The following is a 24,221-nucleotide window of genomic DNA, read 5'->3' as shown; positions in this document are numbered from 1 at the left end:
TTGGCTACGGAGACTATCGAGCAGCAGACCATTCATTCCTCGCAACTGAGCCGCCAGGACAACTACGAACAGTGGCGCATGGCCGTCGCCAGCCTGTTTGACGCGACGCCGTCGGGGGATGGCCTGGACGAATTCCGGGCGGACCTAGTCAGTTACAATCTCGGCCATTTCCTGATCGGTAGGTCCTCGGCCAGCGCGCAGCGTTTCGTTCGCTCCCGGGAGCGGGTGGCGGCCACCGGCGTCGATCATCTGCTGATCCAGCTCTATGTGAAGGGTGAGTGCGCCTACAATGCCGACGGTGGCGTGGCTAAGGGCGCGGCGGGTGACATTGTCTGCTTCGACCTCAGCCGGCCCATGCAGAGCCAGGCCACCGACATGGACATCGTCAGCCTGATCCTGCCGCGATCCATGATCCGGCTCACGCCCCGCGTGATCGACGGCCTGCACGGTGCGCGGGTGGACGGCTCCTCCACTCTCGGCGTCCTGCTTGGCGAGCATATGCTGAGCATGGCCAAGATTGCGCCCAGGCTTGCTGGCCCCGACGGTAAGCTGGCGGCGGAGGTCGCCTCAGCCATCGTGTCGAGCGGCCTTTCGGCGGCGGTTGCCGCCGAGCGCGAGGCGTTGATGGACGTCAACCTCCAGACCATCCAGATATTCATCGAGCGGAATCTGACCAATCCGTCGCTCTCGGCCGACATGATCACACGCCACTTTGCGCTTTCCCGCTCGGCCCTTTATCGCCTGTTCGAACCGGTCGGCGGCATTGCCGACTATATTCGCGAGCGCCGGCTCAAGCTCGCCTACCTGAAGCTGACATCCGTCGGCTCCTCGCGAGGAGCCGTCGCCAAGCTCGCTTACGCCACCGGCTTTGCCAGCGAGAATGCATTCTCCCGCGCCTTCCAGCAGCATTTCGGCATCCGGCCGAGCGAGGCGATCCGCAATGCCGAGGCGGGTATCCGGTTGAAGAGCGATCTCGGCACGAGCGACGTCAACAGGATGCAGGGCTGGCTCGACAAGCTGCGCGCCACGCCCTGACGCCTCAGGTCGCGTTGCATCCCAATCTTCGCGGATATCGTCCCAATCTCCGGCGGCTGTCTTTTCTTTCCCGGGAGCCGCGGCCAAACACACTCCATGTCTGCGCATGCGGCGGCCGTGTGGCTGTCCCGGCAAAGAACGGGTCAGGGAAAGAACGGAATTGTGAGGAACGCGCTCGAAGTGGCGTCACGCGGGTTTGAAGATGGGGCGGGTTGCCTTGGCGCCCGCTCGGCTCCCCGTGTTTCCCTGTCGGTGCTGACAAGGGACGCCCGGCTGTTTTCCGGCCTCACGTTCGATCGCTTTCGGTCGCAGCTCGCGCCCCTCGGACCGGCGATGGTGGCCGTGGGCGCAATTGCAGGTGGCCGCCCTGTGGGTCTGGTGTTCGGCACCTGCGAAGGCGGGGCAGAAGCGGAACTCCTGTCGGTTGCTGTCGCGCCACCCGAGCGCCGTCGCGGCATCGGCCTTGCGCTTCTGCGGGCGTGGCAGGTCGAGGCGGCCCGCCGCGGCGCCGCCACCATGATCGCGCGCTACAATGAGACGACATCAGGCCGCGCGGCCTTCGAGGCGCTCACGGGGAGGGCGGCCTGGAGCGCGCCGGTGGAAGATGGCCTGATAGTTGCCGGGCGCGCCGGCGCGATGGCCGAGGCGGCCGGCGCCTGGCGCACCATCAGCGACCGCCTGTCGAGATCCGATCTCTATGACTATGCGTCAGTGGAGCTCTCGGAGGCCGATGTGGCGGCGGTCGAGGCCTGTCTCGCGCAGCCGGCCGCGGCCGGAATGATGGGGCCGGTCGCCCTGGCACAGACGATCGCGCCCGCATTCAGCACGCTGATCCGCCGCCAGGGGGCAGTGGTCGGCTGGGTGCTGGCGGCAGAAGCGGAAAGCTCCGACGCCACAGAACAGGCAAAGGGTGGCGAGCCCGCCATCCGCTATCTCGAGGCCTTCCTCGATCCTGCCTATTGGCACAGCGGCGTCACCATCGGCGCCTACCATTATTGCTATGCCCGGCAGGCCGCGCTGCTGGGGCGCGACTCCGTCGCGGTCTACTACACGAACCCAACTCGGCCGCGCATGGTCGCAATCACGCGCCGGCGCTTCGCACCGATCGCCGACAGGATCGAAACCATCCTGGCCGTGCGATGCGCCGGCGTGCCGCTGCGCACCGGCACCACCAATCTCGACTTCGCTCACTACGAAAGGAAACACCCATGAGCATCGAAGCACTTGAGCAGTTCTATGATAAGGTTCGCGCGGACACCGCTCTCGAAGCGGAGGCCGGCGCGGCCCTCAACGAAGGGGCCGCCGCCATCGTGGCGCTCGGCGCGCGCGAAGGCTTTGAGTTCTCCGAGGACGAACTCTCCATCGCGCTCTCTAGGCATGCGACGGCCGCAGGCGAACTATCCGATTCCGACCTGGACCTGGTGGCCGGTGGCGTCATTATACCCGCCGGCATAAACAAGGCAGGCCAGAAGGGTAGCGGGTTCGGTCGCAACTGATCGCTCGTTTCGCTTGCAATAGCGTACCCGCCTTTATCTCATCAATCCGGTGGAAAGTGCCTCCGGCCATTTCGGGCCTGAGGCCCTGGAGGCCGGGTCGAAGTGCGGATGGCCGGCATGGCGGATTTCGTCATGCCGGCGATCGCAGCTTTTCGGTGTCGGATTGGACCGCCAGCCTGTGCGACGGGCGGGCCGCCCGGTCGCTTCAGGAACCGGCAAAGCCCAGTGCTGCGGGTTCGGGTTCGTCGATGAAAACATCAACGACGCGGACCGGATTGTCTTCCGACACGTAGTCGTCCAGGCAGTCGGCAAGCAGTGTCGCCGGCCGGCGGTCCTTGCCTTCGGCGAAGTACTTGATCGCGTCCCCCCTTGGTAGCAACCAGCATTACAGATCATTGCATCTCCACGCAGGCTGGAGCGCAAGGCGGCTTTTCACGTGCTAGAGCAGGGACGTAGGGACTGGAGTCCTGGCGACGAGGTTTCGTCGCCTGATCCGTTCGCCGCCGCACAATTCATCGCCTCTTCTCGATGATCTCGATGAAGCGGGCAAAAAGGCCGGCTTGGGATTTGATGCCGAGTTTGTGGTGGATGTTGCGGCGGTGGACCTTCACCGTCCCAGGCGCGACGCCGAGCGAGCGTGCGATGGATTCGGTCGAATGGCCCTGCAGCACCATGTCGACCACATGCATTTCACGTGGGGTGAGCGACAGGCTCTCCCAAATGTGGGTGCGATCGAATTCGTTGACCGGCGGCTCGGTAGCCTTGGAAGGTGGTGCAATCTGCTCGGATTCAGGCAGATCCGGCCAACGCTGGCGGCACAGTTCTATAACAAGAGGTGCCATGTCGCGCAGCAGCCTGGCATCGGCGGTGCCAAACGGGCCCGACGCCTTGAGCCGCATCAGCGACAGCACAACGGCATCCTTGCCAGCGAGCGGCACGAAGAAGCCGACCTCTTCGGCGAGCCTGGTCTGGCTGTAGTAGGAGCGGAAATATTCGCTGGCATAGAAGCGGTCGGGCGCCAGTTCACGCATGCGCCAGAAGCCTTCCTTGCGTTCGACCGCCGCGTGGTGGAAGGGGTCCAGCAGATAGGGCCCCTCCTGGTAGAGGGCGACGAAGACGTGGCTCTCCGCGGGGGAGAAGGTCTCGAATAGCAATGGCGGTCGTAGCGCACCACGATAGCCAAACACCACGCAATGGTCGAATGCGACGTGGCGTCTGAGCCAGGAAATCAAAGCCTCGCCAAAGCAATAGCCTTCGGTCTCGCGCGTTGCTCCAATGACAGCCGCGAGGTCACCGAAATGGTCGCTGCGGGAAGATTGTCCTTTCAACTGGATACCACTCTAAACCAAGATATCTGATCGATATACCACCTGTGAGGTATATACTAGTTGGCATTTTCTCTGGTAGCGTTTCGATAGTTGTGATGTTCTGGTCCTGGAGACTGTAGATTGACCGCAGCGCCTGTTTCCGACATCGAGTTTCGTGGGGTCGCAAAGCGCTATGGAGCCGTCACCGCCGTCAGCGGCATGGATCTGTCCGTCCCGCCGGCCGCTTTCGTTGCGCTACTTGGGCCGTCCGGCTGCGGCAAGACTACATGCCTGCGCATGATCGGCGGTTTCGAGCAGCCGAGCGAAGGCCAAGTGCTCATCCGTGGCAAGGACATGGCCGGCACGCCGCCCTACCGACGCCCGGTCAACATGGTATTCCAGCAATATGCGCTGTTTCCGCATTTGGACGTCGAGGATAACGTCTCCTACGGGCTGCGGCAGCAGCGGCCCAGGCTTTCGGGACGCGAGATCAGCCTGAAGGCCGGCGAGGCGCTGGCGATGGTTCAGCTCGCCGGCTACGGCCGCCGCAAGGTCCACGAGTTGTCGGGCGGGCAACAGCAGCGCGTTGCGCTGGCCCGGGCGCTGGTCAACAAGCCGGCGGTCCTGCTGCTCGACGAGCCGCTGGCCGCGCTCGACAAGAAGCTGCGCACCGATATGCAGATCGAGTTGCAGAACCTGCAGCGCGAACTCGGCATCACCTTTGTGCTCGTCACTCACGATCAGGAGGAAGCGCTGTCGATGAGCGACTTCGTCTGCGTGATGAACCGCGGCAGCATCGTCCAGGTCGGCCAGCCGAGCGAGGTCTACAACGAGCCCGCCGACCTGTTCGTTGCCGACTTCGTCGGCAAGACCAATCTTCTTGCCGGCAAGGTGGCGAGGCGCTCGGGCGAGCTCGTCGAGGTGCAGCTTGCCGACGGTTCAGTGATTTCGGCGCGCAACCGCAATGGCGTCGCCAGCGGCGAAGCTGTCTCGGTCAGCCTGCGGCCGGAGGCATTGCGCCTCGGTGCGCCGGGCCAGGGTACGCTTCAGGGCATCGTCCGCAACCGCATCTTCCTGGGGTCCACGGCGGAATATGCCATCGAGGTGCCGGCCATTGGCACGCTCTTGGCCACCGCCGATCACCAGCACAGTCAGGGAAATCTGTTCAAGCCGGGCGAGCCCGTCGCCATCGGCTTCGCTGCTGGAGCGCCTCTGGCGTTCTCGGGCGCCAAAGACAACGGGACAAAACAGAGGGAAACGAAAAATGTCGAAGTCATATCGTGATGGTTTGCCCGTCAGTGCGGAGGAATTCGTCAACCAGCTCATGCGCCTCAAGCGCGGCTCCATCGGTCGCCGTGATTTCCTGGGCCTGACCGGCCTGGGTATCGCCACCGCCGTGCTCGGACGCGAGCTCGGCCTGTCACCGACGCCGGCGCGCGCTGCCGAAAACCTTGGCGACCGCATGTCGATCGCCACATGGCCAAACTATCACGACCCGGCGACCTTCGAGAATTTCACCAAGGACACCGGCGTTGCCGTCCAGGTGAACGTGTTTGGGTCGAACGAGGAGATGCTGGCCAAGCTCCAGGCCGGCGGCTCTGGCTGGAGCCTTTACGTGCCGACCAACTACACGATCTCGACCTACAAGAAGCTCGACATCATCGAACCCCTCGATATGGCCAAGCTCGGCAATTTCGACCCCAAGTCAGAAGATGCGCGCTTCACCGCCGAAGGCACCATCGACGGGGTCGTCTATGCCGTGCCGAAGAACTGGGGCACCACTGGCTTTGCCGTCAACACCAAGAAACTGGCAAAGCCGATGACCACCTGGAAGGATTTCTGGGACGTGGCCATGACCGAGGGCGATGGCCGCACCATGGTGCATGACTACCAGCTCACCACCATCGGCAACGCGCTCAAATATTTCGGCTTCTCCTTCAACTCGCTCAAAGCAGACGAACTGGCCAAGGCCGAAGAACTCCTGATCAAGGCCAAGCCGCATCTCTTTGCCGTCTCGAGCGACTACCAGCCGCCGATGCGCGCGGGCGACGCATGGATGACCATGTGCTGGACCAATGACGGCGCCCAGCTCAACCGCGATATTCCTGAGATAGCTTATGTGCTTGGAAAGGAGGGCGGCGAAATCTGGACCGACTTCTACGCCATCCCCAAGGACGCGCCGAACAAGCCGGCCGGCTATGCGCTGCTCAATTACCTCATGAACCCGCAAGTTGCGGTCAAGGAGCATCTTGCCAACGGAGCGCCCTCGACCGACGCACGCGTCAATGCGCTGCTGCCAAAGGAAGTGCTCGACAATCCGATCCTCTATCCGGCGGCCGATCTTCTCAGTCCGCTCGAATTCGGCGCGGCGGCAACGCTTACCGACCCGGGTCGCGCCGAACTGATGGCCCGTTTCAAGTCGGCCTGAGCCAACTCTGCCTGATCAACCCCAACCGGCCGATGGGTGCGCCTCACGCGTGCCCGTCGGCGCCTTGGACATATTCGCATGCACGGTAGCGCCTTCCGACACAGACTGCTGACCGCCTTGCTGCTAGCGCCTGCAACGGCGTGGCTGGTGGTTTTTCTCGTCCTGCCATTTGTTGCCATCATCGTATTCAGCGTCGGTGAGCGCGCACCGGAGGGCGGCTACCAAGCAGCATTCACCATGGCGCAATATGCCAACCTGCCGGCCCGTGCCACGGCCTTCTGGAACACCCTGATCCTGGCCCCCGTCGGCGCCTTCGCCTGCCTGCTCGTCGCCTATCCGGTGGCTTATTACCTTGCCCTGCGGGCGCCGGAACGCTGGCGACTGATCCTGCTCGCGCTTATCGTTATCCCGTTCTGGACCAGCCTGCTGATGCGGACTTATGCGTGGATGTACATCCTCGGCGGACGCGGCATTCCGGCCCTGCTGTCCTACATCGGCATCGAGGATCTGCGCCTGATCAACACGCCTGGCGCCGTATTGCTTGGCATCGTCTATGGCTATCTGCCGCTGATGATCCTGCCGATCTATGTCAGCCTCGAAAGGCTTGACCGCCGATTGCTGGAGGCCTCCGCCGACCTCGGTGCCAAACCGCTCTCGACCTTTTTCGGCGTCACGCTCAGGCTTTCACTTCCGGGCGTCATGACCGGCTTGTCGCTGGTCATGATCCTGCTGCTCGGCGAATACATCATTCCGAGCCTGCTCGGCGGCGGCAAGGTGTTTTTCATCGGCAACGCCCTGGTCGACCTCTTCCTGCAATCTCGGAACTGGCCTTTCGGATCAGCCATCGCGGTCACTTTGGTGCTTGTCTCCGTGGTCGTCCTCATCATCGCCAATCGTGTTTCGACCCGTTTCTCGGGCGCCCGGCAGGTGGACCTTATCTGATGCGTGCCTTCATAATTGCAGTTTTCGCCTTCCTCTATCTGCCGATCGTGCTGGTCGTGCTGTTCTCGTTCAACGCTGGCCGTCATGCCAGCGAACTCACCGGCTTTTCGACGCAATGGTACGGCAAGGCGCTGGCCAATCCATTCCTTGTCGAGGCGCTGAAGAACAGCCTGTTCATCGCCACCACGAGCGCGTTCCTGGCCGCGGTCTTCGGCACCGCGGCAGCCCTCGGGCTTGCGCGCGTGGGCATCAGGACACGCACCATCTTTGACGCGCTTCTTGGGGCTGCGATCGTTGTGCCTGGGGTTGTGATCGGCATTTCAACGCTGGTTGCGCTGGTTCAGCTGTTTACCGTGGTCAATCCGTTCCTCGCATCGATCTGGCCGGGCAGCACACCGCCACGCCTGGCCCTCGGTTACGGCTCGATCATCGCCGCGCATGGCCTGTTCTCCATGGCGCTGGTGACCATGATCGTGCGCACGCGGCTCGGCAGCCTCGACCGCAATCTCGTTGAAGCCTCAAGCGACCTTTACGCCACGCCGATGACCACTTTCCGCTCAATCGTCCTGCCGCAGATCCTGCCGGCGATCCTGGCCGGCTTTCTACTCGCCTTCACCTTTTCCTTCGATGACTTCATCATAGCCTTCTTCGTCGCTGGCGCGCAGACGACGCTGCCGATCTACGTCTTCGCCTCGATCCGCCGCGGCGTGACGCCGGAAATCAACGCCATCGCCACCATCGTGCTCTGCGCGTCAGTTCTCATGGTGGTGCTAGCGCAACTTCTGTTGCGCAAGACAAAATCCTCACACTGAAAGGCCCATCATGCTGCTCAAAGATCGCATCGCCGTTGTCACCGGCGCGGGTTCCGGCATCGGCCGCGCCGGCGCGCTGATGATGGGCAAGGAAGGTGCTGTGGTGATCATCGCCGACCGCGATGCCGTGTCCGGTGAAGCGGTGGTGGCAGCGATCCGTGCTGCTGGTGGGCGCGCCGAGGCTGTTGCCACCGATGTTTCCGACGACGCCCAAATCGATCACCTGATCAGCACTACGCTCGACAAGCATGGACGCATCGACATCTTGCACAATCACGCCGGCATCCAGGTTGGGGGAGCGCTGACCGAAGTCGACAGCGAGGGCATGGACGCCTCGTGGCGCATCAACGTCCGCGCCCATTTCCTGGCTGCAAAGCTCGCCATGCCCTCAATGATCGAGCAGGGCGGCGGCGTGATCGTCAACACGGCCTCCAATTCCGGCGTCTTCTACGATCGCGAGATGATCGCCTATGCCACGTCCAAGCACGCGGTGGTGGCGATGACCCGCCAGATGGCGGTCGACTACGCCAAATACAATGTCCGGGTGAACGCGCTGTGCCCTGGCTGGGTCGACACACCCTTCAACGACCCCTTCATCGCCCAGATGGGTGGCCGCGCCGCTATCGAGAACTACGTCCGGACGAAGATCCCGATGAAGCGTTGGGCAAGCGCCGAGGAGATCGCTGAGGGCATTCTGTTCCTCGTTTCCGATCGCTCGTCCTTCATGACAGGCCAGGCACTTGTCATCGACGGCGGCGAAAGCATCGCCTGAACTGAATACGAGCCCTACGTTCTTGAAGCACCGCCCCGTCGGGCTCCGACAAGGTGGACGAATACGTTAACTGGACCGAATTCCCGCTTCTGGCACGGGGAAGCTGTCCGGCGCGTCGGCTGGACCGTGCGTATTGGAATGCCTTACGTCGCAATCGGCCTGAAGGCGCGGCTGCGTCAGTCTGCCAACGTGCTCGCCATGGCAGCATGCATTCGTTTCGGCATAAACATCGCATCGAGCGGCAGGCCTCTGTTGAGCCCCGGGCCACTTCCGTCTTTCCACGCTCCTTTGTATGCTCCCAATTCCTCGTCCGTCACGCGAAGCCAGGAGTATCTGTCGCTGAGCCCCCAAGTGGTGACTCCCTTCACGTTAGCGTGGTCAAGCACCGTTTCCAGATAGCGGCGCGTTTCGTCCGCGACCGTAGTATCGCGCTGCTCTGCCGAGGCAGCATAGTCGGCCTCCTTCACGTCCAGCTCGGTCACGACCACCTCAAGGCCGAAGCCCTCGATCTCCTGAAGGAATTCCTTGATCGCGTTCTGGAATACCGTTCCCTTTCGCAGATCCAAGTGTGCCTGAAGTCCTATGCCATCCAGGGGCACATTCTTGGACCTTAGTCGTTCGATCAACTTCAGGAAAAGGTATCTGCGGTCCCGTTCCACCTGATTATCGTATTCTAGGCCGTATTCGTTGATCATCAGCCTGCCGCGGGGGGAAAAGACGCGTGCATCGTGTAGGGAGCGTTCAATGTAACTGCTGCCGAAGGCGCGGAGGAATGGGCTGTCTCTCAGCCCGTCTTCACGATGGCCAGTATCTATCGGCTCGTTGACGACATCCCAGTAACGGACGACATCGCCATACCGAGGCATGACGGTGGCGATATGATTGCGCACATGTTGCCAGTCGGGGGCCTCGCGAAGCATCACTTCGGCCCAGTGGGGGATGCTTCCGTGCCAAAGAAGGGCGTGGCCGTAGACTGCCAGTCCGTTGAATCGCGCGAAATCAGCGATCTCGTCCATGTCGGTCAGTTCCAGCCTACCTCTGGAAGGTTCGGCCGCAGCCCATTTCATACTGAGTTCGGGCGTAAGGGATGAACACTCGGCCAGGATTGCCTCCTTGAACGAGGAATCCCGCCGGAGTGCGTCGGCCGCCACAGCTGTTCCGATGAAGAGCTCCCTAGCTTCAGCGGCCGTCCTAAGCCTTGCCATCGCCAAAGCGGCCTGCTTGCCGAAACCGCAGAATGCAAGGGAGGTGACTGCCCACCTCAGAAGGTTTCTGCGTGACAAAATTGAGGTTTCGTTGAGGACCATTTGCCAGATGACCGCGTAAACTCTGTCAAGAAATACATCAGAATGGCCTGTCGCAACAGTCGGAAGCCTGGATGTTGGCCGCGCTGCGTCTCAAAAACTAGGAAAACCTTAGAAAACATTGGGGCTGCACTCCCCCAGGTTTGCCATTTGAGATTGAGCAAATCAAAGAGCCGCAATCGCAACCTGGGGTATAGGCGGCAGGCAGGGAATAAGATATTATAGAAAGCTACTGTAGCGTTTTCTGATATAAATAATAGAGATATAAATCAATAAAGTTCGATATTTGAAAAATTATTGAACGGAACTTTATATAATTGGAAATCATATTCTGGTTAATTTGACTATATCAAAGTATAGATGAGTGTATTCGGCTTTGTGCGCTGTGAAGTCAATTTCATGTTCGAAATATAGATGGCCTTATTGAGAGGGTGTTGACAAAGAACGTCTCGTAGAGCGGTGCATGGGTGACGGAACGTCTTGCGTCCTGTCCGAGGGAGTAAAGTGCATGCGTTTTGATGAAGCGTTGCCTGGTGCAGACCCAGGTGGTGAAAGTCGCCTCAAAAACATTCTTGTCACAGGGGGCGCGGGATTCCTGGGATCGCATCTTTGCGACCTGATGGTGTCGAGGGGCCACAGAGTCTTCTGCGTCGACAACTTCCATACTGGAAGCAGGCGAAACGTCTCCAGGCTTGAGGCCACCAAGAAATTCTGGATGGTTGACCACGACGTTCGCCAAGGGTTGCCTGAAGAACTCCCGCGGTTTGACGAGATATACAATCTGGCCTGCCCTGCCTCCCCGAAGCATTACCAGTCAGATCCAGTGCGGACGGCGATGGTGAATGCAATGGGGGCCTGGAATGTCCTTCAGCGGGCAGAAGCCGATGGTGCACGGGTATTCCACGCTTCGACTTCCGAGGTCTACGGAGATCCAGAGGTGCATCCGCAGCCGGAATCCTACTGCGGAAATGTCAACCCTGTCGGGCCGCGCGCGTGCTACGACGAGGGCAAGCGTTTCGCGGAAACCCTGTTCATGGATTTCGCCAAGACACGCGGCATTACCGTCAGGATGGTCCGCATCTTCAACACGTATGGACCAAGGATGAGGGCGGACGATGGCCGGGTAGTCTCCAACTTTGTCATCCAGGCGCTTCGGAACGAACCGTTGACGGTCTATGGCGACGGAAGCCAGACGCGGTCGTTCTGCTATGTCAGCGACCTCATCATGGGTCTTGACCTGCTGATGCATTCGGGCAGCGAAGCTGCGGGGCCAATGAATCTCGGCAATCCCGCCGAGGTTCCGGTACACGACTTGGCCGAGATGGTCATCGACATGGTTGGATCGCGATCGAGGATCGTACGTCTTCCCCTTCCCATCGACGATCCAAAACGGCGCAGGCCCGACATATCGCGAGCCGTCGAGTTGCTTGGCTGGAAGCCTAAAGTGGCTCTAGAGCAGGGGCTCGAGAAAACCATCGCATATTTCGACGCGACCATGGCCGAAAGCGGCTCCGCGCCTTCCAAGACCGCTGTCATCGCCCGATCAGGCGGTCATTTGAGCGAGTTGGCGCCATGAAAGTCGCCATAGCCGGATCAGTCGTGCTCGGCCTCGCGCCCAAGCGAAATGCGGACGACATGGGGGAAGCCCCCGCAGTGTCCATCATTTCGTTCATCCAGGCCTCGGGTGCCAGCGTCAGCGCTTACGACCCCGAGGGCATGCGACACCCATCGGCCATCCCGGATAGCGTGGCTTTTACGGCGGATGCGTATGAGCGCGTGAAGGATGTCGACCGCATGGCCCTTGTCACTGAATGGGATGAATTCAGCCAACTCGATTTCCGGAAAGCGGCATCACTCGTAGCGCAGAAGGTCTTCGCTGACCTGCCCAACGCCATCGAACCGTCGCGGCTCGCTCCTGCTGGGTTTTCGGTTCACGGGACAGGCAATGCCCCCTGGTCAACGATGCCGGGGCTGTTTGCTGTCAGACCCTATCCAGGTCCGACGAAGCGGGTCGCGTCGTCCAGGTTCGGGATAAAAACCGTCCGGAAAACAGCGACAGAAACAACGCAAGGGTTCGTCAAGGGGTGCTGACATGTTGTCCCTCGCGGGAATGTCTGAAGCGGTCCTGCTTTTTCTCTTCTTCGGCGTGCAAGGCCTCTATTCCCTCAGCATGGCAGTCAACATCTATTTCAGGACGCTGCCGACGAACAAGGTGGAGCAGGCGGACATAGATGCGGTGGACCGGAACAATCTTCCCTTCATCGTCCTGTATTATCCAGTACTGCGGGAACTTGAGGCGACGATGCGGACCACATTCCGCACCATCGCCAACATCGACTACCCGAAACGCCGTTTCCGGGTGGTGTCGATCCCGAATGCTGACGACCGCGAGACCATTGCCTCCCTGAGGCGGCTCAAGGGAGAGTTTTCGTTTCTGGAAGTTATCGAGGTGCCGCCCACGAGCGATCCGCGGTGGTCGGTCGTCTGGCATGCATGGGACAATAACCCTAAGGCCTACTGGTGGCATCAAGGGGCACGCGCAAGAAACCGGAGCTTGCCGCCAAAAAAGACCAGGCAGCTCATATATGCCTTCTACAACACTGCGAAATATCTACTCCCCAAGGAAGACTTTCTGATCAACTACATCGATGCCGACAGCTGTCCGCCGCGGGACCACTTCATCGCCGGAGCGGCTGGCATCAAGAAATTCGACGTGTTGCAGGCGCAGAACATAGCGGGCAACCTCCTGGACAGCATGGCCGCAACTTGGCACGCCGCCGACCACATGGCTTGGGACGGGCTTACATATCCGCACATCTCGGCGGACGGAAAGCAGCCTTTTTGGGTGCTTGGCAAGGGTCTGTTCTTCAAGGCTTCCGATCTGGTGAAACTCGGTGGGTTCCATCCGTGGACGACCATCGAGGATCCAGAGGTCGGAATGCGGTTCTGGATCAACGGCAAGCGCATCGGCATCATCGAGAACCCCCTGATAGAGGAGGTTCCGACGACGATCGCTCATGGCATCACACAGCGGAAGCGATGGGTGTGCGGCTTCTTCCAGAGCTTGTCGTCCCCGTTGAAGGCCATGGGGTATAGCCGTTGGCAGAGGTTCAGAGCATGGCTCAATTTCCTGCCATGCCTGTCGCTCTCCATCAATTCGATCGGCTTTCCTGTCGGGGTGTGGGCGATCTGGAGCGTTTGGCGGGGCGACGGAATCATCCCACAGGCGGGGGTGTGGCTATCGTGGGCCAATGTGACAATCCTGAGCCTGTTGCTGGCCAGTCTCTATGTGAGCATCTGGAAGCGGACCAGGCTGGTTCTCGACACGAGACTTATGCGGGCCTGGTACATCCTTCGGGTGAATCCTGTCTCGATCATGATCTGGTGGCTGATCTGGTGCATCCCGCTGTGGATCGGGTTCCAGATGTTCAGGAAAGACGGGGGACTCGTTTGGGAGCGGACCGTCAAGATCGATGCAAACCACAATCTGATCAGGCTCGATCGCGGACAAGACCTACCAGAACAGCAGACGGGACTGCCTACAGCCGCAGAATAAGAAATGTCCGCCAGCGACGAGTGCCCAAGGCAATCGGGAGGACCGAATGAAAAGAGGACATGTGCTTGTAACAGGTGGAGCTGGTTTCATCGGTTCCCATCTCACCGATCTGCTGGTCGAGCGGGGGTTCGAAGTGACAGTGCTCGACTGCTTGGCCGATCAGGTTCACGCGGACGCGGAAATGGATGCCGAAGGCTGGCCCGTTTACCTCAATCCGAAAGCACGACGCATCAAGGGCAATATCCTCGATGGCGGCGTTTTCGAAAATGCACTCGACGGTATTACTCATCTTGCCCATCTCGCTGCGTCTGTCGGCGTGGGGCAGAGCATGACCAACATCGTCGAATACACGCGTAACAACGTCATGGGTGCCGCGGTCGTCCTCGAGGCCCTGTCGAAAATGCAGCCTGGGCCAGACGGACGACATCCAATCAAGCGGTTGGCCGTTGCCTCCTCCATGTCGATTTATGGCGAAGGCGAGTATCGCCGCTCTGACGGCAACGGAGGCTCCGTGGCGCCCGGCCTCAGGACGAACTCAGCCCTGAAGTCTCGGATATGGGAGTTGTCCGAAGAAGGCGTGGGCCTCGACCCAATTCCGACGACTGAAACCAAGCCGCTTCAGCCTGCTTCCATTTATGCCGTCAACAAGTGTTAGCGGCGGTCAGTTTCCGCGTAAATCTGGTGTCGGCAAGCAGTCGGACGCGGTCATCCGCGGCAGTCAGCTGAATGCCTTGAACTTCCTTTGAGTTGAATGGGGGGTGCCCGTTCTGCAGGGCACTGAGGTGTGCCGGGGGGGCGTGCCTGCTGTGGCCGTGGGATGGCGGGAGTGAGCCAGCGCAGGGGTATGGCGCAGCGCTGGTCTTTTGCGTTACATATCGCCTACCTGTGTAAGAAGCAGGCGCGACAGTGACAGTAAATTTCCGGTAAACCCACTGTCGCGCCCCGAGACCCCCCGCTTTGGAGGGCGCCGTTGCCGCTGTCAGTATTTCACGAAGCGGGCGTGGCTGTCCAGCAGCGTGGGCCCACGCATGGGAATGGAGCGTCCATGCCCACTGCCCAGCCCGCGCCGTCACCACCGCCCAGACGCTTTGTGTGCGCCCTGTGCCGCTGCCCTGTGCTCATCTGCAGCCACTGCGACCGCGGCCAGCGCTACTGCAGCGCGGCCTGCTCGCACCAGGCCAGAAGTGGCGCCCAGCGCGCAGCCGGCAAACGCTACCAGGACAGCCGCAAGGGCCGTCACGCTCACGCCAGACGCCAGGGGCAATGGAGGGCGCGCCAGCAAACAGTGACGCATCAGGGTAGCCCACCACCGCCCTGCGCTGATGTACTCCCACCCGGCGAAACAACCGCTCTGATCCCGGACGCAAGTCAACGCTGCCAATGCCTCTTTTGCGGCCGTTCGGTCTCGAATTTTGTACGCCTGGACTATTTGCGTTGCCGCTTTCGTCGCCCATCGAAACCATCCGTATGGAGTACCGACTCACATGGCCATTTCACCTGAACTCACGGCGCAGATCCTGCGCTACCACCACGCCGAGCACTGGCCGGTGGGAACGATCTCGTCCCAGCTGGGCGTGCACCGCGAGACCGTCATGCGCGTGCTCACCCAGGCCGGCGCCGCCCCCATAGTGCCCGCACAACGCACCTCGGGCGTGAGCCCCTACCTGCCCTTTATTGAAGAGACCCTGAAGCAGTTCCCCAACCTCACGGCCAGCCGGTTGCACACCATGGTCGCCGAGCGCGGTTACGAGGGACGCCCCGACCACTTTCGCCACATCGTCGCCAGGCACCGTCCACGCCCCCCAGCACAGGCCTACTTGCGCCTGCGCACCTTGCCCGGTGAACAGGGGCAATGCGACTGGGGCCACTTCGGCCACATCCAGATCGGGCAAGCCAGGCGACCCCTGATGGCCTTTGTGATGGTCCTGTCCTGGTCCAGACGCATCTTCCTGCGCTTCTTCCTGGGCGCGCACATGGAGAACTTCCTGCGCGGCCACGTCCAGGCCTTTGAATCCTGGGAGTCCGTTCCCAGGGTCGTCTTGTACGACAACCTCAAGAGCGCGGTGCTCGAACGCAGGGGGCCGGCCATCCGCTTCAATCCCACCTTGCTGGCACTCTCGGCGCATTACCGCTTCGAGGCCAGGCCCGTGGCCCCGGCCCGGGGCAATGAGAAGGGACGCGTGGAGCGGGCCATCCGCTACATCCGCACGGCCTTCTTCGAGGGACGCACCTTTGACGGCCTCGACGATCTCAATGCCCAGGCCGATGCCTGGGTGAACGGGGCAGCCAGCGCTCGGCGCTGCCCCGAGGATTCCCAGCTGTCGGTGCAGCAGGCCTTTGACCAAGAGAAGGCGCACCTGATGGACATCCCGGTCACACCGTTTTGTTGCGATGAGATCCGCGGCGTGACAGCGGCCAAGACACCCTATGTTCGCTTTGACCTGAACGACTATTCCATCCCCCACACCCACGTACAGCGCAGCCTGAGCGTGCACGCCAGCCTGCATGAGGTGCGTATTCTGGACGGCCAGCAGGCACTGGCCACGCACCCGCGTTGCTGGGACAAGGCTCAGCAGATCGAGATCGAGGCCCATGTGCAGGAACTGGTGCAGCACAAGCGAGCCGCGCGAGCCCATCGCGACACGGACCGCCTGGTGCACGCGCTGCCTCAGGTGCAGGACTTGCTGACAGAGGCGGCCAAGCGGGGCGAGCCGCTGGGGCGCATCGCCCGTGAGTTGCAGGAACTCCTGGATGTGCATGGACGCACGCAGATGACGGCCGCCGTCGCCGATGCCATAAGCCGCGGTGTACCGCACCCCCATGCGGTTCGTCTGGCGCTGCAACACCAACGCCAACGCCAACGCCAGCGCCAGCAGCAAACCCCGCCACCGCTGGGCGTGGCCCTGTCCGCGCAGGTGCGCGCGCGCGACATCGCCGTGCGCCCCCACAGCCTGGACGGCTATGACCGTCTCACACAGGAGAGTGACGATGCCAGCAACTGATTCGGCCACACTCAAACACCGCGCCCAGGCGTTGCAACTGCACGGGGTGCTGGCCAACTGGAGTGCCTGCTGCACCGAACCCTGGGTGGGCACATTGCTGGACTGGGAAGAGCAGGAGAGAACCCGCCGATCCATGGAGCGGCGCCTGCACAGTGCGCGCATCGGGCGCTTCAAGCCCTTGGTGGATTACGACTGGCGCTGGCCCGAGCAGATTGACCAGGCCAGCGTGAGCGAGCTGATGACGCTGCAGTTCCTGCAAAACGCCAGCAACGCCATCCTGGTGGGGCCCTCCGGGGTCGGCAAGACCACGATCGCGCAGAACATTGCGCACCAGGCGGTGTTGCAGGGACACACCGTCGTGTTCACCACCGCGGGCAAGCTGCTGGGCGAGCTGGCCAGTCTGGACAGCGATTCGGCACTGCGCACCCGGCTGCGCCACTACGCCAGGCCAGAGCTCCTGGCCATTGATGAGGTCGGGTATCTGTCGTATTCCAGCCGCTATGCCGATCTGCTGTTCGAGTTGATCAGCCGGCGCCACGAGCACAAGAGCACGCTGATCACCACGAACAAATCGTTTGCCGAGTGGGGTGAAGTGTTCCCCAACGCGGCCTGCGTGGTCGCACTCGTGGACCGCCTGGTCCACCACGCCGAAATTGTCGGTATCAAGGGTCAGTCGTACCGGCACAAGGAGGCACAAGAACGCGCCAGGGCGCGCACCGCAAAGCGCAAACCGTCGAAGGAGGCGGCATGAAGCCGTGGCACCCGCCTTCAGGACTGCGCCGTGGGCTGCCCTTCACGGTGGACGACACCTGGACACCAGAGCAGGCCTTGGCGGTGATGGAGTTGCTTGATGATCTGCGTGATCGTGTCTGGACCCACTACGGCCGGGTCATCCAGAACCTGCTGCGCGAGCAGCGCGTGACCAGTGAATCGCTGGATGACTTTGACCCGGAGTTGCCGTTCTGAACAACGACGAATCTCCCACGCCAACAGCAAGGGCCCCTGACGGGGCCCTTGCTGTTGGTGGCGCACTCAGCACCGAAAGCCGCCACCAGAATCCGCCGCCACAAATGACCACCGGATTCCGTCACCATATTCCGCCACCATTTGCCGCCGCCAGATTTACGCGGGTTTAGACCGCCGCTAACAACAAGCGCGATCACGAGGAGATGTTTTTGTCCGTCGGGCGAACGCTTGAAATCCCAACTGTCGCTCTTCGCTTGTTTAACGCCTACGGTTCACGACAGGCTCTCAGCAATCCCTATACGGGGGTAGCGGCCATCTTCATCTCACGGCTTCTCAATGATCAGCCGCCCATTGTCTTCGAGGACGGTGAGCAGAGGCGCGACTTCGTGCATGTCATGGATGTCGCCAATGCATTCGCGACGACGCTCGAGAGCGCAAAGGAGGTCTGGGACGTCTACAACGTAGGCAGCGGACGATCGATCACCGTGAACGAGATCGCACGTACACTCGCACGCCTTCTCCGAAAGAACATTGCCCCGGAAATTCTGAACAAGTATCGCGTAGGGGACATTCGCCACTGCTTTGCGGACATATCCAAACTCGAACGCGATTTCGGCATCCGCCCAGAGCGTAACTTCGAGAAGGGCATGGAAGAACTGATCGCTTGGGTGGAGACCGCCAAAAAACCCGTCGACAAGTCAGGCCGAAGCATGGCGGAACTAGCTGCCAGCAGGCTGGTCGTTTGACGATTAAACCGCCTGCTGCGTCATTGCTTGGCGCATGGCCTGATACGTCGACTTGGGCCGCGGTGCGTTCGTCGCAAGGCAGCCCGCGGTTTAGCATCCGTTTGCCGAGGGCAATTCCGATGACTACGAGGCCGCTTTCATCAGGTGTCAGCCACGATCCATCGTCGCTCATGCCCCAAGTTACCACGCCCTTGGTTGGCCAATCGGCATTCTTCCAACGCCCGCTCACGATACTCGGCGCGCCGACCGGCGGGGCGGCAACCTTACCAGTGATCGTGTCGCAAATGTCTCAGAAACATCAAACCACCTGCCATCGTTGCCCGCGCCATGGTTAGCTCCCATGCATGAACATTCGCAATCATGTCCGGCTGCATTCATACAAGCAGGGGAGCATTTCTATTGTTCGCGAAATGGTTGCACAACGTAAATAAGGCCAAAACGCTCAAGTGACTTATCGATAAGGGCATTGAACCAGCTTTTGGAGATTTCCCAATGCTTACCTCGCTCGTTCCACTCAGGATGGCGTCTGCCCATTGAACGAAGCCATGATCGATTATCAATCATAAAATGGAGCTTTACCAAGAGCGGCCGCCCGGTCTCTCCACTTCTCCACGCGACGGGAATATTTTGTTGCCGCCAAACAGCTTCAAGCCTTGATGGTTCTTCCAGCACGTTGGGTAATGCCCCCACAATTACTTCAGCAAGGTTGCGTTGATTTTGAAGGATTCGCGAGCGCATTGACTCGATATCGTGGCCCGCCTGTTGAGGCGCGGCATAGGGCGGGATGGATGCAGCATTTCGAGCAGGAGGAATGACGCGACGGGACGCAAATGCCCATGTGGAACACCCACAAGGCTGCAGCACTTAGCTTGCGCCAATGTTTTCCTAAATATCTGATTTTATTGAAAAGAAGCAATTGGCTGGGGAACCTGGATTCGAACCAGGACTAACGGAGTCAGAGTCCGTGGGTCTACCGTTAACCTATTCCCCAGCAAGGCCGATTTTGCTTCGGCCGCGACGCAGTCGGTGACAACGCCGCCGGTGCGCGCCTTGTAGCTGCCGGCGGGAAATAGTCAACCCGTCCGGTGCAGCAATTTTCGGTTTTTAGATCTGATCTTTTTTTCCGCCCCGCCCGAACTGCGAATGCTCGAAGGCAAGCACCGCGATGATACCCAGGATGAGCGGAATGATGAGATAAAACAGCCGGAATACGAGCAGCGCTGCGAGAACGGCTGCCGGATCCATTTCCGAAAGGCCGGTGAGAAAGACGACCTCGAGCACACCCAGTCCGCCCGGTGCATGCGATGCCTGGGCGACCGCGAAGGAGAACAGGAAGATGCCGAGCACGATGAGATAGCCGGGATTGTGCTCAGTCGGCAGCGCGAAATAGATGATCGCTGCCGCTGCTACGATCTCGAGCGGACCTATGATCAGTTGTCGCGCCACGATCGGCAGGGCCGGATAATGCAGGCGGAAGCTGCGGATGGCGAGCGGCTTGAGCTTCAGCCAGCTGCCGAACACATAGGCCGCGACGAAAATCAGCATCGCAATGCCGAGTGCGATCCACCACGCCTCGTGGCTACCTTCGGTGTAGCGGTCGAGCAGGCCTGGTTCGAGCAGAATCACGATGCCGCCGACGAAGATGCTCGACAGCACGAAGGTGAACCAGCATATGCCGACCAGCACGCCGACATCCTGAACCGTCAGGCCCTTGGTGCCGTAGGCGCGATAGCGGATCACCGCGCCCGAAAAGACCGAGCCGCCGATGTTGTGCGAAAGCGCGTAGGTGGTGAAGGAGCAGACTGTGACGAACAACCACGAAACGCGCTTGCCGATGTGCAGCAGCGCAATGTGGTCGTAGCCGGCTAGGGCGGCATAGGCGACGATCGAACTCGCCGCTGCAAGCGCCCAGCCATGTGGGGGAATGGCCTCCAAGCCAGACCAGACGTCCTCAAGTGAGATTTCTCGCCACTCGTGGTAGAGCAGCCAGGCGGAAAGGGCGACGGCGCAGAGCCCGACAACGGGCCAGAAATAGTCCTTAATCCTCATGCGGCAGCGCTTGCCCACTCCTCTTGGTTCCAGCGTTCCTTGCCCGCCCGGTTGATGCGTCCCGTCGCATGTCCGGCCAGTATTTGAGCTTTGCCTGAACGAAGCCAGCTATTCAACCCGAGGCCGCGATTTCGTTTGCCCTGCAGGGTGCGCGGCATGGCGGCGGTGGACGAGGGAGATCGGCAAAAATCCACCCCGCCGCCCTTGGTGATCGGCGTCCGCGCTGATAGTCTTGCATCAACACAAGATGATATGCGCGTGCAGCGTCCGAAAAGGTTCGCGCGGCGCCAGAAGGAAGTAACAAGGTGAAGGACCGCGAAGCCGACGCTGGCGCGTCGGATGCGGGTGTCCCTGGGGGTGGATCCTTGCCGCAAGGCGCGGGCCGCTCTCAGCAAGGCCGCAAGGCTGCCGCGCGACCGAGCCCCGGTCACGCCAATGGGGATGCCGCGCAAAACAAGGGCAAGACCAGGAAAAGACGCAAGCGTCGTCGCGGACGCAAGGTGTTTGCACGCGATGGCAGCCAGCCGGCGGCTGGCGGGAAGCCGACGGCTGCACCCGTTGCGCAGAAGGCGACACCGGTGCCCGTGCCGCCGAAGGCAGTCGCCAAGGCAGTTCAGAACGAGCCACCGCGCCGGACGCCGGTCGCGGACCTGCCGGCTTTTGCAGCACTTGATCTCGGCACCAACAATTGCCGGCTGCTGGTTGCCGTTCCCGGCCGGCCTGGGCAGTTCCGGGTGGTCGATGCGTTTTCGCGCATCGTCAGGCTGGGCGAGGGCCTGACCGCCTCTGGTCGGCTCGGGCGGCCGGCGATGGATCGGGCCGTCGAGGCGCTCAAGGTGTGTGGCGACAAGCTGCGCAGCCGCAAGATCAAGCGCGCCCGGCTGATTGCGACCGAAGCTTGCCGTTCGGCCGAGAACGGGGCGGAATTCATCGATCGTGTCGAGCGTGAAGCGGGGCTGAAGCTGGAAATCATCGACCGGCAGACCGAGGCACGCCTTGCCGTTTCGGGTTGCGGCTCGTTGATCGAGCGCGATACCGACGGTGTCGTGCTGTTCGACATCGGTGGCGGCTCCTCCGAGATCGCGCTGATCGACGTGTCGCGCCACCGCTCGCCGCGCCTGGCGAATCACATCGTCTCGTGGACCTCGCTTCCCGTCGGCGTCGTGTCGCTTGCCGAGCGTTTTGGTGGGCGCACGGTGACGCGCGAAATATTCGCTGCCATGGTCGAAGACGTTGCCGCCCGGCTGCGCGCCTTCGATGGGCGCGACAGGCTCAGTCACATCATGTCGAGCCCGAAGTTCCATCTGCTGGGCACTTCCGGCACGGTGACCACCCTTGCCGGCGTGCATCTGGAACTCGACCGATACGACCGTCGTCGTGTCGACGGATTGTGGATGGACGGCGCCAGCGTCGACCGCATGGTCGAGAAGGTGCTCGGCTGGGACTTTCATCAGCGCATGGCGAACCCCTGCATTGGCGCGGACAGGGCCGACCTTGTACTGGCCGGCTGCGCCATACTGGAGGCGATTCGCGCGGCCTGGCCGGCAGAGCGGCTTCGGGTCGCCGACCGTGGCCTGCGCGAGGGCATTTTGAGCGAATTGATGGCTGACGACGGCGTGTGGCGCCGTAACTGGCGGAACGGACAGCGCGGATGACCAAGAAACCGACGAAGGCAGGGGTATCGGCAGGGGCGACCCGCGTGCTCCGGACCAAGATCAAGAAGAAGAGCGGGCTCAAGGAATCGTCGCGCCGCTGGCTCGAACGCCACATGAACGACCCCTACGTCCAACGCTCGAAAGCGGAAGGCTATCGCTCACGCGCGGCCTACAAGCTGATCGAGATCGATGACAAGCATCATCTGCTAAAGCCTGGCCTGAAGGTGATCGATCTTGGGGCGGCTCCCGGCGGCTGGTCGCAAGTTGCTGCGGCGCGCACGGTCTCGACCGAGGAAAACCCGCATGTGGTTGGCATCGACTATCTCGAAATGGATGCGGTGCCGGGCGCGGCAATCCTGCTGATGGATTTTCTCGATCCCGACGCGCCGGAAAAGCTGTCGGTTGCCTTGGGCGGCGCGCCCGATCTCGTACTGTCCGACATGGCGGCGCCGACGACAGGACATCGGCGAACCGACCATATCCGTACGATGCATCTCTGTGAGGTCGCCGCCGATTTCGCCATTTCGGTGCTGAAGCCTGGTGGTCATTTCCTCGCCAAGACTTTCCAGGGCGGAACCGAAGCCGAACTTTTGACGCTACTCAAGAAGAATTTCCGCACGGTCCATCACGTCAAGCCGCCGGCCTCGCGCGACGAATCCGCTGAACTCTACCTTCTCGCCAAGGACTTCAAGGGTCGCACGGAGTCCGACCCCTCATAGCCGTTGCGGCTCTTCCGTCACGGTTCGTTCGTGGCGGTGGCCTGAAATCGCCCCACCGGCATCCGACGCCAGTCGAGCAAACAGCAACAGGGGCAGCGCCGTGATCGCTGCGATCACCAGGAAGGCGAAGGTGAAGCTTTGCCCGCCGATCGCTTCGCCCGTGACCACGCTCCACAGTTCCAAGGCTCCGCCGCCAACGGCCACGCCGAGGGCTACGGCGATCTGCTGAGCCACCGCCGAGATGGCGGTGGCCTGGCCCGTTTGCGCTGCGTCGACATCTGCAAAGACCAGCGCATTGGATGAGGTGAAAAACAGCGAGCGCAGGAAGCCGGCGAGAAAAAGCACGGCGAGAATCACCAGATAGGGCGTCTGCGCGGTAAAGAACGCATTGGCCGCGATCAGGCAGGCCGAGCCCGCGGACGCCGTGATCAGAACGGTTCGAAAGCCGATCCTCCGCAGGATCTGGGGTGCCACGAACTTCATCGAAAGCGCACCTGCTGCGGTGGCGAAGGTGATCATGCCCGACTGGAACGGCGACAGACCGAATCCGAGCTGGAAAAGCAGCGGCAGCAGGAACGGCGTGGCTCCGACGCCGACGCGAAACAATGAGCCGCCGCTGATTGCGGTGCGGAAGACCGGGTTCGCAAAAAGCCTGAGGTCCAGCAGCGGATAGGCCGTGCGCCGTGCGTGGCGGATGTAGAGCAGGCCGCTGAGGATGCCGATGGCAATCGTAACGGCGCCTATGATGGGCGGCAGCGCCGGCAGGCTCACCACCGACAGGCCGAACACGACGCCGGATGCGGCGATCGCCGACAGCAAGAAGCCGGGCACATCGACGGGTTGCGTCGGCTCCGGCGGAATTTCAGGCAGGAAACGCCCCGCCAGCCAAATCCCGATGACGCCGATCGGTATGTTGATGAGGAAGATCCAGTGCCAGGCGAAGAAGGTGGTGATGAAGCCGCCGACGGGCGGGCCGACCAGCGGGCCGATGAGAGCGGGGATGGTGAGTGTTGCCATTGCCGACACCAGCCCGCTCTTTTCGGTCGTGCGCACCAGCACCAACCGCGCCACCGGGGTCATCATCGATCCACCCATGCCCTGCAGGAAACGCGCCAGCACGAAGGCGCCGAGCGAACCAGACATCGCGCAGCCGAGCGAGCCCAGCATGAACACCCCTATCGCCACGCGAAAGATGAGCTTAGCGCCGAACTTGTCGGCCATCCAGGCGCTGATGGGGATGAAGATCGCAAGTGCGACCAGATAGGCGGTCAACGCCAGTTTGAGGGCGATGGGGCTGGTGCCGATGTCGGTTGCGATTGCCGGCAGCGAGGTGGCAATGACGGTCGAATCCATGTTCTCCATGAACAGGGCGACGGCCAGGATGAGCGGGGTGGTTCGATTGATCGTCATGCAAATGGTCACGGTCTGTCGC

Annotated in this window: 23 protein-coding genes, 1 tRNA gene and 1 pseudogene; 18 read left to right on the top strand and 7 right to left on the bottom strand. The window is 61.5% G+C overall.

Going from position 1 to position 24,221, the window contains the following annotated elements; all coding sequences use genetic code 11:
- From ABSY17_RS16670 to ABSY17_RS16660, 3 genes are all read left to right on the top strand, one after another.
- Window positions 1-1,035, top strand: coding sequence for a helix-turn-helix domain-containing protein (locus ABSY17_RS16670; protein ID WP_378943103.1), 1,035 nt, complete (start codon window positions 1-3; stop codon window positions 1,033-1,035).
- A 342-nt stretch (window positions 1,036-1,377) separates the two neighbouring features.
- Window positions 1,378-2,247, top strand: coding sequence for a GNAT family N-acetyltransferase (locus ABSY17_RS16665; protein ID WP_378943101.1), 870 nt, complete (start codon window positions 1,378-1,380; stop codon window positions 2,245-2,247).
- The gene (locus ABSY17_RS16660) at window positions 2,244-2,531 is read left to right on the top strand and encodes a Nif11-like leader peptide family RiPP precursor (protein ID WP_378943099.1); all 288 of its coding nucleotides are present in this window, start codon (window positions 2,244-2,246) and stop codon (window positions 2,529-2,531) included. Before ABSY17_RS16665 ends, ABSY17_RS16660 begins: the two co-directional genes overlap by 4 nt.
- 211 nt (window positions 2,532-2,742) lie before the next feature.
- On the opposite strand, the pseudogene ABSY17_RS16655 reads toward ABSY17_RS16660, so the two are convergent.
- Both ABSY17_RS16655 and ABSY17_RS16650 read right to left on the bottom strand, forming a co-directional pair.
- Window positions 2,743-2,889, bottom strand: a pseudogene (locus ABSY17_RS16655) (IS5/IS1182 family transposase); the annotation flags it as partial.
- A 154-nt stretch (window positions 2,890-3,043) separates the two neighbouring features.
- Window positions 3,044-3,859: a LuxR C-terminal-related transcriptional regulator gene (locus tag ABSY17_RS16650; RefSeq protein ID WP_378943096.1), complete on the bottom strand. Its 816-nt coding sequence runs from the start codon at window positions 3,857-3,859 to the stop codon at window positions 3,044-3,046.
- Window positions 3,860-3,979: 120 nt separating this feature from the next.
- Here ABSY17_RS16650 and ABSY17_RS16645 point away from each other — a divergent pair, with 120 nt between their 5' ends.
- The 5 genes from ABSY17_RS16645 to ABSY17_RS16625 all read left to right on the top strand — a co-directional run bounded on the left by ABSY17_RS16645 (window position 3,980) and on the right by ABSY17_RS16625 (window position 8,792).
- Window positions 3,980-5,122, top strand: coding sequence for an ABC transporter ATP-binding protein (locus tag ABSY17_RS16645; RefSeq protein ID WP_378943094.1), 1,143 nt, complete (start codon window positions 3,980-3,982; stop codon window positions 5,120-5,122).
- Entirely contained in the window at window positions 5,103-6,266 is a 1,164-nt protein-coding gene (locus ABSY17_RS16640) for a PotD/PotF family extracellular solute-binding protein (RefSeq protein WP_378943092.1), read from the top strand. The genes ABSY17_RS16645 and ABSY17_RS16640 overlap by 20 nt, the downstream gene beginning before the upstream one ends.
- A gap of 78 nt (window positions 6,267-6,344) precedes the next feature.
- On the top strand, window positions 6,345-7,208 hold the full coding sequence (locus tag ABSY17_RS16635) for an ABC transporter permease (protein WP_378943089.1): 864 nt from the start codon (window positions 6,345-6,347) through the stop codon (window positions 7,206-7,208).
- A complete protein-coding gene (locus ABSY17_RS16630) occupies window positions 7,208-8,020 on the top strand; it encodes an ABC transporter permease (protein WP_378943086.1) in 813 nt (270 codons plus the stop codon). The genes ABSY17_RS16635 and ABSY17_RS16630 overlap by 1 nt, the downstream gene beginning before the upstream one ends.
- A gap of 10 nt (window positions 8,021-8,030) precedes the next feature.
- Entirely contained in the window at window positions 8,031-8,792 is a 762-nt protein-coding gene (locus tag ABSY17_RS16625) for an SDR family NAD(P)-dependent oxidoreductase (protein ID WP_378943084.1), read from the top strand.
- Between the two features lie 176 nt (window positions 8,793-8,968).
- On the opposite strand, the gene ABSY17_RS16620 is transcribed toward ABSY17_RS16625, so the two are convergent.
- Entirely contained in the window at window positions 8,969-10,099 is a 1,131-nt protein-coding gene (locus ABSY17_RS16620) for an endo-1,4-beta-xylanase (protein ID WP_378943081.1), read from the bottom strand.
- 505 nt (window positions 10,100-10,604) lie between these two features.
- Here ABSY17_RS16620 and ABSY17_RS16615 point away from each other — a divergent pair.
- The 8 genes from ABSY17_RS16615 to ABSY17_RS16580 all read left to right on the top strand — a co-directional run bounded on the left by ABSY17_RS16615 (window position 10,605) and on the right by ABSY17_RS16580 (window position 18,366).
- The gene (locus tag ABSY17_RS16615) at window positions 10,605-11,672 is read left to right on the top strand and encodes a UDP-glucuronic acid decarboxylase family protein (protein WP_378943079.1); all 1,068 of its coding nucleotides are present in this window, start codon (window positions 10,605-10,607) and stop codon (window positions 11,670-11,672) included.
- Window positions 11,669-12,187 (top strand): UDP binding domain-containing protein, encoded by a 519-nt coding sequence (locus tag ABSY17_RS16610; RefSeq protein WP_378943076.1) that lies wholly within the window; start codon window positions 11,669-11,671, stop codon window positions 12,185-12,187. Before ABSY17_RS16615 ends, ABSY17_RS16610 begins: the two co-directional genes overlap by 4 nt.
- A gap of 1 nt (window position 12,188) precedes the next feature.
- Entirely contained in the window at window positions 12,189-13,652 is a 1,464-nt protein-coding gene (locus ABSY17_RS16605) for a glycosyltransferase family 2 protein (RefSeq protein ID WP_378943074.1), read from the top strand.
- A 46-nt stretch (window positions 13,653-13,698) separates the two neighbouring features.
- Window positions 13,699-14,307 carry an NAD-dependent epimerase/dehydratase family protein gene (locus ABSY17_RS16600; protein WP_378943071.1) on the top strand — a complete coding sequence of 203 codons (609 nt, stop codon included), beginning with the start codon at window positions 13,699-13,701 and terminating at the stop codon, window positions 14,305-14,307.
- Between the two features lie 829 nt (window positions 14,308-15,136).
- The gene (gene istA / locus ABSY17_RS16595) at window positions 15,137-16,654 is read left to right on the top strand and encodes an IS21 family transposase (protein ID WP_378940750.1); all 1,518 of its coding nucleotides are present in this window, start codon (window positions 15,137-15,139) and stop codon (window positions 16,652-16,654) included.
- Window positions 16,641-17,405, top strand: a complete 765-nt coding sequence (gene istB / locus ABSY17_RS16590) for an IS21-like element helper ATPase IstB (protein WP_304833932.1) — start codon at window positions 16,641-16,643, stop codon at window positions 17,403-17,405. The genes istA and istB overlap by 14 nt, the downstream gene beginning before the upstream one ends.
- Window positions 17,402-17,620, top strand: coding sequence for a hypothetical protein (locus tag ABSY17_RS16585; protein ID WP_305335607.1), 219 nt, complete (start codon window positions 17,402-17,404; stop codon window positions 17,618-17,620). Before istB ends, ABSY17_RS16585 begins: the two co-directional genes overlap by 4 nt.
- Window positions 17,621-17,829: 209 nt before the next feature.
- Entirely contained in the window at window positions 17,830-18,366 is a 537-nt protein-coding gene (locus ABSY17_RS16580) for an NAD-dependent epimerase/dehydratase family protein (protein WP_378943068.1), read from the top strand.
- Between the two features lie 396 nt (window positions 18,367-18,762).
- On the opposite strand, the gene ABSY17_RS16575 is transcribed toward ABSY17_RS16580, so the two are convergent.
- The 3 genes from ABSY17_RS16575 to ABSY17_RS16565 all read right to left on the bottom strand — a co-directional run bounded on the left by ABSY17_RS16575 (window position 18,763) and on the right by ABSY17_RS16565 (window position 20,415).
- Window positions 18,763-19,104 (bottom strand): hypothetical protein, encoded by a 342-nt coding sequence (locus ABSY17_RS16575; RefSeq protein ID WP_378943065.1) that lies wholly within the window; start codon window positions 19,102-19,104, stop codon window positions 18,763-18,765.
- Between the two features lie 179 nt (window positions 19,105-19,283).
- Window positions 19,284-19,357, bottom strand: a tRNA-Gln gene (locus ABSY17_RS16570).
- 113 nt (window positions 19,358-19,470) lie between these two features.
- The gene (locus ABSY17_RS16565; protein WP_378943063.1) at window positions 19,471-20,415 is read right to left on the bottom strand and encodes a YbhN family protein; all 945 of its coding nucleotides are present in this window, start codon (window positions 20,413-20,415) and stop codon (window positions 19,471-19,473) included.
- A gap of 305 nt (window positions 20,416-20,720) precedes the next feature.
- Here ABSY17_RS16565 and ABSY17_RS16560 point away from each other — a divergent pair, with 305 nt between their 5' ends.
- Window positions 20,721-22,070: a Ppx/GppA phosphatase family protein gene (locus ABSY17_RS16560; RefSeq protein ID WP_378943060.1), complete on the top strand. Its 1,350-nt coding sequence runs from the start codon at window positions 20,721-20,723 to the stop codon at window positions 22,068-22,070.
- A complete protein-coding gene (locus tag ABSY17_RS16555) occupies window positions 22,067-22,789 on the top strand; it encodes an RlmE family RNA methyltransferase (RefSeq protein WP_378943058.1) in 723 nt (240 codons plus the stop codon). Before ABSY17_RS16560 ends, ABSY17_RS16555 begins: the two co-directional genes overlap by 4 nt.
- Here the strand turns inward: ABSY17_RS16555 and ABSY17_RS16550 are convergent.
- Window positions 22,784-24,193 carry an MFS transporter gene (locus tag ABSY17_RS16550; RefSeq protein ID WP_378952771.1) on the bottom strand — a complete coding sequence of 470 codons (1,410 nt, stop codon included), beginning with the start codon at window positions 24,191-24,193 and terminating at the stop codon, window positions 22,784-22,786. The two genes, ABSY17_RS16555 and ABSY17_RS16550, sit on opposite strands and share 6 nt — an antisense overlap.
- Window positions 24,194-24,221: the final 28 nt, after the last annotated feature.

The organism is Mesorhizobium sp. ANAO-SY3R2 (assembly GCF_042466635.1).
Lineage (GTDB): Bacteria > Pseudomonadota > Alphaproteobacteria > Rhizobiales > Rhizobiaceae > Aminobacter.
Note: the sequence above shows the minus strand (reverse complement) of the source record. Positions and strands in the feature narration are given on the sequence as shown.